Raw genomic sequence first — 13,654 nt, 5'->3', positions numbered from 1 at the left:
GGTGAGGCTTTTCTTATCTTTTTACAAAAGTCCACTTAACTTATCGTAGCTTTTTAACATCTTTACGGTACACATATTTCAAGCACAAATGCAGCATTGGTTAGTAAAATCGGAACCCATAAAATATAGCTGGGAAAAATTTAATAAAGATGGCCGCACCTTTTGGGATGGCGTGCGCAACTACCAGGCACGCAATAATTTAAGATTGATGCAGGAGGGCGACCTGGTGCTGTTTTACCATAGTAACGATGGCAAAGAAGTAGTAGGTATAGCCAAAGTGGTTAAAGAAGCTTACCAGGACCCGACAACCAAAGACCCAAACTGGGTGGTTGTAGACCTGTCGCCGGTAGAAACATTGAAAAAGCCTGTAACACTGGAGACGATAAAAGCCGATGAACAATTGAAGGACATTGGGCTGGTAAGGCAGGGCCGCCTTTCGGTAATGGCATTAAAACGCGAGGAGTTTGACCGTATTTTAGAATTGGGCAGCTAATGGCCACGCCATTTGCAATCGGTCGCTGTATACAAACGTTGTTTCTTACAGCGGTGTTATTTTCCCCAAAAATAACTGAGGCACAATCGCCATTTGCCGGGTTGGAGAATTTGTTTGCGACACCCGAAAATTACGTAGTAAGGCATATTGCAAACGCCCCGGTAATTGATGGCGATATTAATGATGCCGTTTGGCAGCAAGCAAAATGGACAAAGGATTTTGTTGATATTGAAGGCGACCTAAAACCCAAACCGCCTTACAAAACCAATTTAAAAATGCTTTGGGACGATAACTATTTATATATAGCCGCCCGAATGGAAGAGCCGCAGGTATGGGCTACTTTAAAAAATCACGATGATGTGGTATACCACGATAATGATTTTGAGTTATTTATCGACCCATCAACAACAACCCATTCCTATTACGAAATTGAAGTAAACCCATTGAATACTATTTTCGATTTGTTTTTGAATAAGCCTTACCGCAACAGGGGCGGCGGCCTTACAAGTTGGGAAGCTAATGGCCTGCGTTCGGCAGTTAAGGTGCAAGGCACACTCAACAATACTTCGGATACAGATGCGGGCTGGACGGTAGAAATGGCCATTCCTTTTAAGGCCATTACCATGGGTTTTAGGTCGCGTACTCCTGAAAATGGCGCCATTTACCGCATTAATTTTTCGCGGGTGGAGTATGATACCAAAATTGCGGAAGGCCGGAATGTAAAACTGAAGGATTCTACCGGGCGCGATCTCCCGGAACATAACTGGTCCTGGTCGCCGCAGGGCGAGATTGCCATGCACAGTCCCGAGCATTGGGGATACCTGGTGTTTAGTACGCATGAGGCCGATGATGTAGTATTTGCCATGCCTTATGCCGAAGAACAAAAGAAATACCTTTGGCTGGTTTATTACAGGCAAAAACAATGGTACAGGCAACATCATGAATATGCCTCGTCGCTTGGCAAATTGGGTATCAACAGTAAGTATGATATTGCTGGCGTCAGCAATAAATTAAAGCTGCAAAGCACTCAAAACCAGTTTGAAGCTTTTATTACTGATAAAAAAACAAACACCACCTATACCATAAACCACGAAGGTTTTATAGAGCAATTTAACCCTGTACTCCATGAATAAGCGCGAATTTTTAAAAGCCGGTTTGTTGGCCGGCGTTGCTGCCCAGCTACCACTTTTAAGTACTGCCGCCCCCGTAAATACCGCGGCCGCGAAAAAAAAAGCAAGGAAAAACTGGATCTGGATAAATCCTAATTTAAAGGATACTGATGACGATTTAAAAACCAATTACGCCGCCTACAAAGCCAAAGGGATAACCGGTATATTTTTTGAGAATGACAGCGAGCGGCATTTTCGCGCGGCTAAAGCTGCCGGAATTGAGGCCCACCGCTGGATATGGACTTTTAACCGTGCCGAACTATTAAACGAGCATCCCGAATGGTACAGCAAAAGCCGCAACGGCGATTCATGTGCCGATAAACCACCCTACGTAACTTATTACCGCTGGCTTTGCCCATCGCGCCCCGAGGTACAGGATTACCTGACCACTACGGTTGATAAGATACTGGCTTTGGATTACGTAGATGGCATTCACCTGGATTATGTACGTTATTGCGATGTGGTACTGCCGGTAAACCTTTGGGATCATTACAAAATTGAACAAACCAAAGAATTGCCCGAATATGATTTTTGCTATTGCGAAGTTTGCCAGGCCAAATTTAAGGAACAATACGGACAGGATGTAAAGGCTATACAATACCCGGATGCCAGCCTTTCGTGGCGCTTGTTCAGGTATGGTAATATTATCAGGGTAGTCAACAAAATTTCGGAGGTGGCTAAGCAGCATAAAAAGGCCATTACAGCCGCCGTGTTCCCAACGCCCGAGGTTGCGCGCCGCAATGTGAGGCAGGACTGGACAAATTTTCACCTGGATGGTGTTTGCCCAATGATTTATCACGGCTTTTATAAAGAGGGTGTAAGCTGGATAGGCGATGCTGTGGCCGAAGGCGTACACTTTTTGGATGGAAAATTCCCGCTGTATGCAGGCTTGTATATATCCGATTTTAAAAATGACGACGAAGTGCGCGCCGGGATCCAGTATGCGTTGAAAAATGGTGCTGCCGGCATTTCGTTCTTTGGCAGGGTGACGCCAACTATATTGGATATTTTGCACGAGGAAACGGGGAAGTAGATGTGCAGATTATAGATTTCAGATGTGCAGATGATGGGAGAATGATGTGCAGATTATAGATTTCAGATGTGCAGATGATGTAAAGAAACTAAGTTTGACCTCCACTATAATTGGTGATTACCATATGAACTACAGAAATTTCAAAAACACACCTATAGCCGAAGTTGGCCTGGGTACCTGGCAATTGGGCAGCGCCGACTGGGGCAACGTAAACGACGAGGATGCTTTTGCTATACTAAAGGCATATACCGACGCAGGAGGTAATTTTATCGATACCGCCGATGTTTATGGCATGGGTGTAAGTGAATCCGTTATTGGCAGGTTTTTAAAAACAACAGATAAGGAAGTATTTGTAGCTACCAAATTGGGTCGCCGGGGCGATGCGCCAAATGGCTGGCCGCAAAACTTTACCTACGATATAATGAAACGGAATGTGGAAGACTCGCTGAAGCATTTGGATGTGCCGCAACTATTTTTAGAGCAATTGCATTGCATCCCTACCGAAGAAATGAAGTCAGGCAAGGTATTTGATCATTTACGTTCGTTGCGGCAACAAGGCCTCATTAAACACTTTGGCGCCAGTGTAGAAACATCCGAAGAAGCACTTATATGCCTGGAGCAGGAAGGCCTGGCATCGTTACAGATCATATTTAACCTGTTCAGGCAACACGTGGCAGACGAGGTTTTTGCTAAAGCAAAGGAAAAAGAAGTTGCCATTATTGTAAGGGTTCCCTTAGCCAGTGGGTTATTATCCGGTAAATTTAACGGGCAAACCAAATTTGCTGCAAATGACCATCGTAATTATAACGCCAACGGCGAGGCCTTTAATACCGGCGAAACATTCTCGGGTATAGAGTTTAATCAGGGGCTGAAGCTATCTCAAACAATAAAACAGCTATTGCCAGATGGCAGTATGCCCCAATGGGCTATCCGTTGGATCTTGGATCATCCGGAAGTTACCACCGTTATCCCCGGCGCATCAAAAGTATCACAGGTTGATAGTAACGTTCGGGCATCTGCGTTAGCGCCTTTGCCGGCCAGTATTCATCAGCAATTAAGGAATTTGTATGATGCGGAAATTGTTGGGAAAATAAGAGGACATTATTAAGCCTTCTTTTAAAAGCCCCCTCTAAATCTCCCCCGGAAGGGCAGACTTTAAATTTTCTAAAGCCCTCCCTTCCGGGGAGGGTTTGGGTGGGGCTGCTATCCCCTCAACTTATCCAGCAAATCACTCAACTGGGCGGCTTCATCGGGTGTAAGGTTATCCTGAAGTACTTCGCGGGTTTTAAACTCCTCGTCCATTTTGGCGAGGGTTTCCAGGCCAAGGTCGCTTATGCGGATATCAACAGCCCGGCGGTCTTTATTATTGGTGCAGCGCGAAACCAATTCTTTTTGAATCAGGCGGTCGACAATACGGCTGGCGTCAGACATTTTATCAATCATCCTTTCTTTTAGCAAGTTAATTGTGGCCGGTTTGGGGTACTGGCCACGTAGTATCCTTAGGATATTAAATTGCTGCTGGGTAAGGTTGTGCTTATCAAAATGACAACGGAAGAAGTTGTTTAACCACCCGGAAGTATAAGCAATATTAATGACTACTTTATGGTAATTATCTTCAAACTTGTTACTTTGTATTTCGTCGTCTATCCGCATAATAGTATATAATGACTAAAGTACAAATATGTTTATTTATTTTTAAATCGCGGTAAACTAATCAGCTATTAGCTTTGCTGAAGCTGGTCCTCCGGGTCAATATTGCTGCTATTTGCTTTGGGTTTACCATAGTCCCAGGGGCAATGCAGGCATTTGTTTTTACAGCAATAACCGCGCGTTAAATGATAGTGCTTTGTAAAAACAAAATTGCCATCTTCATTAATATAATAATCAATGCCCTCTTTCAGCATCAGTTTGAATTTAAATATGCGAAATTTAGATGTGCAGAATTCAGGTGCGTATGATTCCAACATTTGCACATTTGAAATCTGCATATCTGCACATCATCAATTGAGTATTTTTACAAATATCTCATCTTTAAAATAATTCTTCAAATGGCGGCCATCGCCATGCAGGGTCCATACTTGTTTGGGTTGGGTACGGGTAATGGTTTCCAGGATATCGTTCCAGTCTACATGGTCGGATATAAAAAGCGTATCCTGGTTGTTTACCTGCAGGTTTTTCCAGCCCGATGCAAATAATCGCTTTACGCCCGTGGCCCTGATGTAGCTATCAAAAGTAAAGGGGGGCACTATATATACAAATTCATCCTGCACTTTCATGAGTTTACGGCCATAAACCCGGTATTTGCCGGGGCGGTAGCCCATGTTTTCGTAAATGGCATTGATGGGCATAATTTTATGATGTACGAGGATTTTTTTTTGCGGGGCGTGCTCGGTTATCAGGTTAATAAGCCGCTGGCTTTTGCCCAGGCCGTAAGCGCCCAATAAAATATTGATCTTGATATCATTGATCTTTTTAATCTCCTCAACCGGATCGGGGTGTATAACAGCCGGGTCGGCAAAGGTACTTTCGGTTATCAATACATCGGTTTTTACCCATTCTATGGGTTCGCAGGTGGCATCGGGTTGTAGTTTATAGTCACCGGTGTACAGGTAACGGGTACCCTCGTGCTCCATAAGTATTTGTGCCGAACCGAGCATGTGGCCGGCCGGGATAAAAGTAATTTGCACTTTGCCTATTGTAAAAGGCTGGTTAAAGGGTACAATATGAAAAACTTTAGCGGCAGTACGTTCATACCTTAACTGCATTACGCTTGCCGTGGCGCGGGTACAACATACATCAGTATTGCCGCTGATGGCATGATCGGCGTGGGCATGTGTGATAACGGCGTTTTTAGCAGGTAGTTTAGGGTCGAGGTAAAAATCGCCATACTTGCAGTAAAGGCCTTTATCATCTATAAGTACAAAATCGTCGAGTATCATTTTCAGGAGCTACAAGCTTAAGGCGTACAGCTAAAAGCTAATGTTTAATTCATTATAAGTTATGGGCAAGGGCCAAATATTTTTGGTGCAGGGCAAGCACCTGCGGAATCACCGGTTGGCTGTCATCGTTTATGATCACGTCATCGGCCAGTTTTTTCTTTTCCTCCTCGGGCATCTGGCGACCTTCGCGTTTTTTAACTTCATCAATGCTAATGCCGTCGCGCTGCACTACGCGGGCTATGCGTTTATCCAATGGGGCGGTTACAATGATAGTACGGTCGCAGGTTTTGTATGAGCCGCTTTCGAATAATATAGCCGCCTCGCGAATGATGTAGGGGGCATCTTTGGCTTTTGCCTCAAGTGCTTCAAAAGCCCTGAAAACGGCGGGGTGTACCAATGCGTTAAGTTTCTCTAACTCCGCCGGATTATTAAAAACAATAGCAGCAATATATTTGCGGTTTAATGAGCCATCTGCAAAATAAGATTCGGCACCAAAGGTTTGCTTAATGGCATCAATCAGGATGGTATCGGTAACCATAACTTTTTTGGCTTCGTCGTCGGCATAAAAAACTGGTACCCCCAATAGTTCAAATACTTTAGCTACAGTGGTTTTGCCGCTGCCTATATTGCCTGTTAAACCAATTTTAAGCATGATGTTCACGTTGTTATGGCTCTTAAAACAATCAGATCAAAATACATTAACCGCGTTTTCAACCGTTGATCTTGCGCTATCTTCAAATATTCTTTTTCCTGATCTTCTGTACTGAAGATTGTTTCGAATCCGTTTTTTGTGTAATAATGTAATGGGATAGGCTCGTTATATGAATCGACAACAATATATCTGCATCCTGTTTTATTTTCAGGATCTATAAACCAGGATTTAATAAACTGCATCAACTCACGACTTACCGTTGTTCCCTTGTAATTAACATTAACGCCAAGTCGACCTATTAAAACAGCTGGATAATTTCTGAGCGCTTTTTCTCGTGGTACTAATTTCGTTACTTTTTTTCTCCTTGAGCCGGGCAAGTCACTTGCTTTTACACTATCATTGGAGATAGTAAAGGCACATACTATTATTGTGGGATCGTTATCTAAAGTAAAACAATGGGTTTTTCCCAATAGTTCTTCATGGAATTTAAAAGCGTCATCTTTAAAAAACGAATTTAAATCTTTATGCCCGCAATCAAACGGACTACAGCCTTCCAAAAGAGATGGAGTATATTCTTTAAAAGAACACTTTTCAAAAAGGAAGTTTTCTTCGAAGTTGAGCAATTTATTTCTTCGCTTTACTTAGAATTTTATGCGCGATCAAAACCTCCTTAGAGAAATCGACAGTTGATTTTTTATCTAAGTTAGCATCCGCTTTGTTTATAAAAGCTTTAGCAACATCCCCTTTGAGGACAGGAACCGATTTGATTGCTATTGCCATATTTTTATTGTTTTGTAATATACAAAGATAACACTTTTATAAAAAGATCGATGCTGAAATTTATCAACCAGTCTGTCAATCTTATTTCTTGATTATAAAATCAATATTTGCCGGGCTTACCTTCACTATTTTACAAAAAGGAGGGAAGCGTGTTAATTGCACCGGCAGGGTAGAGTAGCCATGATCCCGCCACAGGTCAAGATCGGCGGTGGCCTCAAAAAGGTCATCGCTCATATCCTTATAACGGTTTAACGATGTGGTGAATGTCACTTTCACCTTTTGCGGAAACACCTTAACGTTATCGTAATTATGGTTGTTAATGAGCTTAACCGGGATATCCAGTGTTTTCTCAGTAAACTCGTCAACAGGGATATTCACCTGTACACTTTTGGGGTATATGGTTAAATTACCTTCGGTTACCGGCTGCAAATTTATCCGCGTGGCAATGCTTTCATTTACATTGCTTGCCTTTATCGAATCGGTTTTCCATTCGTCTATCTTTTGCAGCCTGTCGGTAGGGCCGCTTACCGTTACATAAGCCGGCGTGATTGATATATTGCCCGATATGGCAAACTGCTTTTGATAATCAATGCCCAGTAAAGCCTTTACCGGTACTTTTTTTGTAAGCCGGTTGGTAAAATCAAAATACAGGGTATCGGGGTCAATGGCCGTAATTTGTTGATTGGCGTCTCGTTTGGCATTAATAAGCTTAAGCTGTGTGCTAAGCACCACGTAGTTGCGGCTTTCCAGGGGGGCCAAATCAACCGTGATGGGCTTACTATCGGGCCTCATTTTTGAAAAAAGCATTTGCCAGCCTGTGCCTTGTAGGGTAATTTTTATGGTATCTGCCTGCAGCGGGTGGAAAGCCTTTTTTTGCGGTGAGTTTTTGTATACCAGCGCCTCGTTAATAATAAAAGGCAGCGGACTTGATAGCGTAGTAAAAATCCAGGCAACAATGGCAAGGCCAAGACAGGTAAAAAATACCGATAGCCGCCGCCGTTCTGTTGTGGATAGTTTTACTATTGCCATATTGTTGAGGTTGTTATTGAGGTTAAAGGGTAAAGGCGAAAGGTTAAAGGTAAATGTTCACAGGTTGAACTGCTAACTACCAATCGCCTTTCGCCTTATTATTTAGATTAAGGATAAGACACCTTTATCCTTTTAGCTTTTACCTTTCGCCTTTAACGTTTATCCTTTCACCTACTTAACTACAGCCGGTGTATTCAATGCTTTTGATGCATCTAACGATATTGCCGATTTATCAAAACGGATTTTGCCGTTATCAACCTCAACCAAAAAAGTAGTATCGTTAAGGTCGATGATGCGGCCGTGGATGCCTGCAGTGGTTACCACTTTGTCGCCTTTTTTAAGTTCATCTACGTATTTCTTTTGGTCTTTTTGTTTTTTAACTTGCGGGCGTATCATAAAAAAGTAAAACACTACGATAATTAATACCATTGGTATTAACATACCGTAACCTCCGCCTGCTGCGGCTTGTGCTAAAATTGTTGCTATCATTGTTTAAATTAATTGAAATTATTATTTAAAAACCTCGCCAATAAGGTGTACCATAGTTTGGGCCGGTACGGTATTGGCGGTAACTGTAATTTGTTTATCCTGTAAACCGTTTTTGCCTGCGCTGTTAAAGGTAACCTTAATGATGCCGCTTTCGCCTGGTTTAACAGGAGCTTTGGGCCACTCCGGAATAGTACAGCCACAGGTGGCATGCGCCTCGCTGATGATGAGGGGAGATTTGCCGGTATTGGTGAATTTGAAATCGTAGTTAACTTTATCGCCGGTTTTTATCTTGCCAAAATCATGGCTTTCTTTTTCAAACTTCATTACCGGCGCGTTAGCCGCATTGGCAGTGGTTGTAGCCGCGCTATCGGCACTTGCAGTGTTGCCTCCTTTGGACGATTGGTTACAGGCCGATAATAGTAAGCCTGCTGCTACTAAGCTTAAAAAAAGTTTTTTCATTTTATATAGTCGGTTTTTATTTAAAATCTGTTAAAAATCGGGTGTTAAATTTTGCAACTTAAAACCCAATACTTATAACTCAAAACTATTCAATCAATCCTCTGCCAATTTTTTTGATCTTGTTTTCGGCTTTAAGGTCTATCAAAATCTTGTCTAAGATACCGTTTATAAATGAATTACTCTTAGGTGTGCTAAACTCCTTTGAAATTTCAAGGTACTCGTTAATAGTAACTTTTACAGGTATCGAAGTAAAGTTTACAAATTCGGTAATGGCCATTTTCATCAGCAGGGTATCCATCATCGCAATGCGGTCGGGCTCCCAATTGGTGGTTTTAGCGGCTATCAATTCCTGGTAAGGTTTATCAAAACGGATGCTTTTTGCAAAAAGGTCAACTACAAATTCACGGTCTTCTGCCCAGTTACCGGTTATCTCGGCAAGCTGATTTTGTTTAAAATCTTCGCTGCTGAAGTTTTTGAATGTTTTGGCAATCAAAGCTTGCAAAACATCCCTGTCTACCGGCCAAAAAATGAATTTATCCTCAAAAACCTGCTCGGCCAATGATGATTTTAAAATCACTTTTTTGAAAATAAATTTAATAATGTCTTTATCCGTTTGGATGGTGTCGTCGGTTTTGGCCAGGTATTCGGCATACTCGGGCGATTTTTTTAGGGTTGTAAACAGGGTTTTAGCCAGTTCGGGTTCAAAACCCCAGTCAACCTTGTATTTTTTTAAGGCGATAAGATAATCCCGGTTATCATTCAGGGAGAGGATAAACCTGTTGCTGACTATTTTGGTACTTGCATTAAGGTCTTCGGCTGTGGGTAAATGTTTGTTGGCGCGCTCCTCTTTATCATTTGCGGCGTAGTTTGCCACCTCTGAAATGAGTGATAACATCCAGATATACATTTCAAAAACTTCATCTATACTTCCCAGCATGTTTTTTTCATACTGTTTAATGTCGGTAGTGTCCGATTGGTGGAACGCGTATAATGCCTGTAGTACTTTTACCCGTAGGTGCCTTCTGTTTAACATGTGTAAGAACGATTTGGCCGGCCAACAGGCCAGCGGTTTAAACTATAATTAATATGACGATTTTACTTTTTTAATATCCGTAATTCTTTTCTCTGCTATTTTATTTGCTGCTACAATGGTAGAAATGTTTTCCAGTTTCGAGAGCTTCAAAATATTGCGCGTTACCTCGTAAATATTCTCGGTAAGCTGCAAAGTGCGTTTTTTACTGAAACCCATTAATTCCGAATAGCAATTAATAATGCCGCCGGCATTAATAACGTAGTCGGGCGCAAATAGTATATTTTTGTTCAACAACATTTCGCCATGAACCGCCTCATCCAACAACTGGTTATTGGCCGACCCGGCTATGATGCTGCATTTTAACTTGTTTATAGTTTGGGTATTTACCGTGCCACCCAGCGCACAAGGGGCATAAATATCGGCGTCGATATCAAAAATGCTGTTGTTTGATACGGCTTCGGCTCCATATTTCTTGGCAATTTGCCCAACGCGTTCTTCCTGGATATCGCTGATATACACTTTTACTTTCTCATCGCGCAACAGGCGCACCAGGTGCTCGCCAACGTGGCCTACACCCTGTACAATTACTGCTTTGCCGGCCAGTGTATCGGTACCAAACTGCTCTTTAACACATGCTTTTATTCCCATAAAAACGCCCTGTGCTGCCACAGGCGAAGGATCGCCACTGCCGCCAAGCGTTTCGGGGATGCCGGTAACATGCTGGGTTTCCATGCGGATGTATTCCATATCGCGTGGATTGGTGCCTACATCTTCGGAGGTGATGAACTCGCCATTAAGATTTTTAATAAAGCGGCCAAATTTGCGCATCATCGCTTCGGTTTTATCCCGGCGCGAATCGCCAATGATTACCGAATAACCGCCGCCCATATTAAGGCCCGCGATGGCGCATTTATAGGTCATGCTTTTGGCCAGTCGTAACACATCATTTAATGCATCGCCCTCAGTTTTATAACTCCACATGCGGGTGCTGCCAAAAGCAGGCCCAAGGGTGGTGTCATGAATAGCGATGATAGCTTTCAGATTGGTATCCGGATCGCTGCAAAACACCACTTTTTTATGCCCGAAAACTTCGAGTTGGCTGAAAATGGATTGTTGTGATTGATGATCGGGCATTAGTTATACTACGGTAAATGTCTTAAGGCGGCACAAAAGTAGATGTTTTTTTGGTTACAGCAAAGTTTAGTTGCTATATTAAGCATTGTGGTGCGCAGGCCGCGCTCTTTTTGTAGAGGCGTATAGGCTTATAAGTCCATTTGTTTACAGGAACATGTTATTTCTAATTGCTGAAAATGTAAATTTGTAGTTATAATAAGCGACTCGTTATGAAACCTGTGCCTAACCACGACTTTTTCATATTCATTATCATTATGGCGGGAATGGTGTGTTTGCTAACCCTTCACATTGTGCTTATTAACAAAGCGGTCGCTAAAGCATTAAGCAAATATGTGCGACCTAAGTTTAAAGCCCTGGGTTTTGAACAGGTGTCGTTTAGGCGTGTTGGCTTCAACGAAAAAGACGATTTTAGAATTAGTCAGCGCTCTTTTTTCTATTCAACCAACGGATCGGCAGTCATATCAATTTATCTTTTTGTTTACTACAGGCTGTCGGGTGAAGAAAAGAGGATCACCGTTAAGATAGAAACTTTTTTTTATATGGTTACCGGCGTTGTTTACAGCCACGAAATAGTTTATAAATAATTGCACTGTCGCAAGCGCACCCCTAAATTGTCTTTAACTCCCCAATAAAAAAAATAGAATTAGTTTTAGGTTTGTATAATACGCAAACCATCAATATGTTACTTCAAAACAAAAACGCAATTATATATGGCGCGGGTGGCTCCCTTGGCGGCGCGGTTGCAAAAGCCCTGGCTGCGGCCGGTGCAAAAGTGTTTTTAACAGGCCGCACGCTGGCCCCCTTGCAAATAGTTGCCGGGGAAATTACTGCCCTTGGCGGGCTTGCCGAAGTTGCACAGGTTGATGCATTTGACCTTGACGCCATTAACCAACATATAGCTACTGTTTTACAAACAGCAGGCACATTGGATATTTCCTTTAACGCGGTTGGTGTTGATGTTAAACAGGGAGTTCCGCTGGTTGATTTATCTGCAGATAATTTTGTGAAGCCGGTAACGGCCACGCTGCAAACCCGGTTTTTAACAGCTACTGCCGCAGGCAGGGTGATGATCGATCAGGGTTCGGGCGTTATCCTGTTCCTTACTGCAACGCCCGGTGGTATTGGTTATCCATACACCGGCGGCTTTGCCGCTGCCTGCTGCGCGGTTGAAAGTTTTAGCTGTAACCTGGCATCCGAAGTTGGTGTGCATGGCGTACGCGTAGTAAACATCCGTTCGGGCGGCTCGCCAGACTCCAGGGTATTTGCGGATGCCATTAAAGATCGTCCCGAAGTAATAGTCTCGGTATTGAAACAGATGAAGGCTGATACGATGCTGAAAAAGCTACCCGACATGGCTGATATTGCCAATACCGCCGTATTCCTGGCGTCAGATTTAGCCGGCAGCATAACCGGCGTAACTATTGATGTAACCGGTGGCACCACGGCAGCCCTCAACTATCGGTCAAACCCGGAAGTCAGACAGGTGGCACGTCCGAAATTCGACAAAGACTGATAATCCAAAAGTTGGCTAATTTGATAACATAAAAAGTATTAAAAAAATGAAAGTAGTACGCGTACAATACACCACCCGACCAGAGTTTGCAGCTATAAACCAGGCCAATATAGCAGGCGTTGTTGCCGAACTAAAACAGCTAAACCACCCGGGAATCAAATACACCTGCTGGCTGCTGCCCGATGGCAAAACCTTTATGCATTTTGATCAGCTGGAAAACGAAGAAGCTCACCAGGTACTGCAATCATTGGCCTCATTCAAAAAATTTGCCGATGAACTTTGGGCAAGCGGACTGGAGGCAGAGCCGGTTTTGGAATTGTTGAACCTGGTGGCATCAACTGAGACATATTTTGGATAGTTTTAGTTTGATTGTTGCTAATAAGCTGTTATCGAAAATTCAACCTTTCAATGTGCCGAAAAAACCTGTGTCCAATACTTCCCGCTGGTGGCTACGCCCATTTGGGTGAAATCGCCATTCATAATGTTTTGGCAGTGGCCGGGGCTTTTAATCCAACCTACCATTACATCAGTTTCATTAGCATATCCCTCGGCAATGTTTTCACCATAGGTTGAGAAAATATAATTTAGGCTCATCAGCCTGTCGCCGGTGTTGGTACCATCGCTGCCGGTATGGCTAAAGAATTGTTTCTCGTCCATATCGTTACTGTGCCTTTGAGCAGCTACCTGCAGGGTATCGTTCCAAACAACAGGGTTAACCGATGGATAATAAACAGTGCCACAGGTACAGCCCGATGCCCGGTAACTGTTCACCAAATTCAATAATTTAACTTTTGATGGATTATCGGGCGCCAGTACTGCCTTACGGCAGGAGGTTCCCAGTATAATCACACATATAAGGAGGAGTATCAGTTTCTTAACAATATTCAGCATGCCAGGTTTTACCGGTAATAAGGCTCCAATTTAATTTAAA

19 protein-coding genes are annotated in these 13,654 nt (G+C 43.0%); 7 read left to right on the top strand and 12 right to left on the bottom strand.

What is annotated here, in order from left to right:
• The first annotated feature begins 88 nt into the window (after window positions 1-88).
• The 4 genes from AC1RM2_RS06070 to AC1RM2_RS06055 all read left to right on the top strand — a co-directional run bounded on the left by AC1RM2_RS06070 (window position 89) and on the right by AC1RM2_RS06055 (window position 3,803).
• Window positions 89-493 (top strand): EVE domain-containing protein, encoded by a 405-nt coding sequence (locus tag AC1RM2_RS06070; RefSeq protein WP_492984108.1) that lies wholly within the window; start codon window positions 89-91, stop codon window positions 491-493.
• Window positions 493-1,626, top strand: coding sequence for a carbohydrate-binding family 9-like protein (locus tag AC1RM2_RS06065; RefSeq protein ID WP_492984107.1), 1,134 nt, complete (start codon window positions 493-495; stop codon window positions 1,624-1,626). Before AC1RM2_RS06070 ends, AC1RM2_RS06065 begins: the two co-directional genes overlap by 1 nt.
• A complete protein-coding gene (locus tag AC1RM2_RS06060; RefSeq protein WP_492984106.1) occupies window positions 1,619-2,695 on the top strand; it encodes a family 10 glycosylhydrolase in 1,077 nt (358 codons plus the stop codon). Before AC1RM2_RS06065 ends, AC1RM2_RS06060 begins: the two co-directional genes overlap by 8 nt.
• A gap of 124 nt (window positions 2,696-2,819) precedes the next feature.
• On the top strand, window positions 2,820-3,803 hold the full coding sequence (locus tag AC1RM2_RS06055) for an aldo/keto reductase (RefSeq protein WP_492984105.1): 984 nt from the start codon (window positions 2,820-2,822) through the stop codon (window positions 3,801-3,803).
• Between the two features lie 95 nt (window positions 3,804-3,898).
• Here the strand turns inward: AC1RM2_RS06055 and AC1RM2_RS06050 are convergent, their stop codons facing one another.
• From AC1RM2_RS06050 to AC1RM2_RS06000, 11 genes are all read right to left on the bottom strand, one after another.
• On the bottom strand, window positions 3,899-4,348 hold the full coding sequence (locus AC1RM2_RS06050) for a MarR family winged helix-turn-helix transcriptional regulator (RefSeq protein ID WP_492984104.1): 450 nt from the start codon (window positions 4,346-4,348) through the stop codon (window positions 3,899-3,901).
• 68 nt (window positions 4,349-4,416) lie between these two features.
• Window positions 4,417-4,599: a C1orf53 family protein gene (locus AC1RM2_RS06045; protein WP_492984103.1), complete on the bottom strand. Its 183-nt coding sequence runs from the start codon at window positions 4,597-4,599 to the stop codon at window positions 4,417-4,419.
• A 96-nt stretch (window positions 4,600-4,695) separates the two neighbouring features.
• A complete protein-coding gene (locus AC1RM2_RS06040) occupies window positions 4,696-5,634 on the bottom strand; it encodes an MBL fold metallo-hydrolase (RefSeq protein WP_492984102.1) in 939 nt (312 codons plus the stop codon).
• A 52-nt stretch (window positions 5,635-5,686) separates the two neighbouring features.
• Entirely contained in the window at window positions 5,687-6,286 is a 600-nt protein-coding gene (gene coaE / locus AC1RM2_RS06035) for a dephospho-CoA kinase (RefSeq protein WP_492984101.1), read from the bottom strand.
• Between the two features lie 5 nt (window positions 6,287-6,291).
• Window positions 6,292-6,909, bottom strand: a complete 618-nt coding sequence (locus AC1RM2_RS06030; protein ID WP_492984100.1) for a hypothetical protein — start codon at window positions 6,907-6,909, stop codon at window positions 6,292-6,294.
• Window position 6,910: 1 nt separating this feature from the next.
• Complete coding sequence (locus AC1RM2_RS06025; RefSeq protein WP_177183755.1) at window positions 6,911-7,066, bottom strand: hypothetical protein; 156 nt, start codon at window positions 7,064-7,066, stop codon at window positions 6,911-6,913.
• 81 nt (window positions 7,067-7,147) lie between these two features.
• Window positions 7,148-8,095: a CdaR family protein gene (locus AC1RM2_RS06020; RefSeq protein WP_492984099.1), complete on the bottom strand. Its 948-nt coding sequence runs from the start codon at window positions 8,093-8,095 to the stop codon at window positions 7,148-7,150.
• Window positions 8,096-8,266: 171 nt separating this feature from the next.
• Window positions 8,267-8,584: a preprotein translocase subunit YajC gene (gene yajC / locus AC1RM2_RS06015; RefSeq protein WP_492984098.1), complete on the bottom strand. Its 318-nt coding sequence runs from the start codon at window positions 8,582-8,584 to the stop codon at window positions 8,267-8,269.
• A 21-nt stretch (window positions 8,585-8,605) separates the two neighbouring features.
• Complete coding sequence (locus AC1RM2_RS06010; protein ID WP_492984097.1) at window positions 8,606-9,043, bottom strand: DUF1573 domain-containing protein; 438 nt, start codon at window positions 9,041-9,043, stop codon at window positions 8,606-8,608.
• Window positions 9,044-9,128: 85 nt separating this feature from the next.
• Window positions 9,129-10,076 carry a transcription antitermination protein NusB gene (locus tag AC1RM2_RS06005; RefSeq protein ID WP_492984096.1) on the bottom strand — a complete coding sequence of 316 codons (948 nt, stop codon included), beginning with the start codon at window positions 10,074-10,076 and terminating at the stop codon, window positions 9,129-9,131.
• A gap of 48 nt (window positions 10,077-10,124) precedes the next feature.
• Window positions 10,125-11,210 carry a Glu/Leu/Phe/Val family dehydrogenase gene (locus AC1RM2_RS06000; RefSeq protein ID WP_492984095.1) on the bottom strand — a complete coding sequence of 362 codons (1,086 nt, stop codon included), beginning with the start codon at window positions 11,208-11,210 and terminating at the stop codon, window positions 10,125-10,127.
• A gap of 209 nt (window positions 11,211-11,419) precedes the next feature.
• On the opposite strand from AC1RM2_RS06000, the gene AC1RM2_RS05995 reads away from it, so the two are divergent.
• The 3 genes from AC1RM2_RS05995 (at window position 11,420) to AC1RM2_RS05985 (ending at window position 13,081) form a co-directional block, all read left to right on the top strand.
• Window positions 11,420-11,794: a hypothetical protein gene (locus AC1RM2_RS05995; RefSeq protein ID WP_492984094.1), complete on the top strand. Its 375-nt coding sequence runs from the start codon at window positions 11,420-11,422 to the stop codon at window positions 11,792-11,794.
• A 95-nt stretch (window positions 11,795-11,889) separates the two neighbouring features.
• Window positions 11,890-12,723, top strand: a complete 834-nt coding sequence (locus tag AC1RM2_RS05990; RefSeq protein ID WP_492984093.1) for an SDR family NAD(P)-dependent oxidoreductase — start codon at window positions 11,890-11,892, stop codon at window positions 12,721-12,723.
• Window positions 12,724-12,769: 46 nt separating this feature from the next.
• Complete coding sequence (locus tag AC1RM2_RS05985) at window positions 12,770-13,081, top strand: hypothetical protein (RefSeq protein ID WP_492984092.1); 312 nt, start codon at window positions 12,770-12,772, stop codon at window positions 13,079-13,081.
• Between the two features lie 47 nt (window positions 13,082-13,128).
• Here the strand turns inward: AC1RM2_RS05985 and AC1RM2_RS05980 are convergent, their stop codons facing one another.
• Window positions 13,129-13,614, bottom strand: a complete 486-nt coding sequence (locus tag AC1RM2_RS05980) for a CAP domain-containing protein (protein ID WP_492984091.1) — start codon at window positions 13,612-13,614, stop codon at window positions 13,129-13,131.
• Window positions 13,615-13,654 lie beyond the last annotated feature (40 nt).

Source organism: Mucilaginibacter sp. GW822-FHT03E02 (genome assembly GCF_058801545.1).
This window is presented reverse-complemented; position numbering and strand designations above follow the sequence as displayed.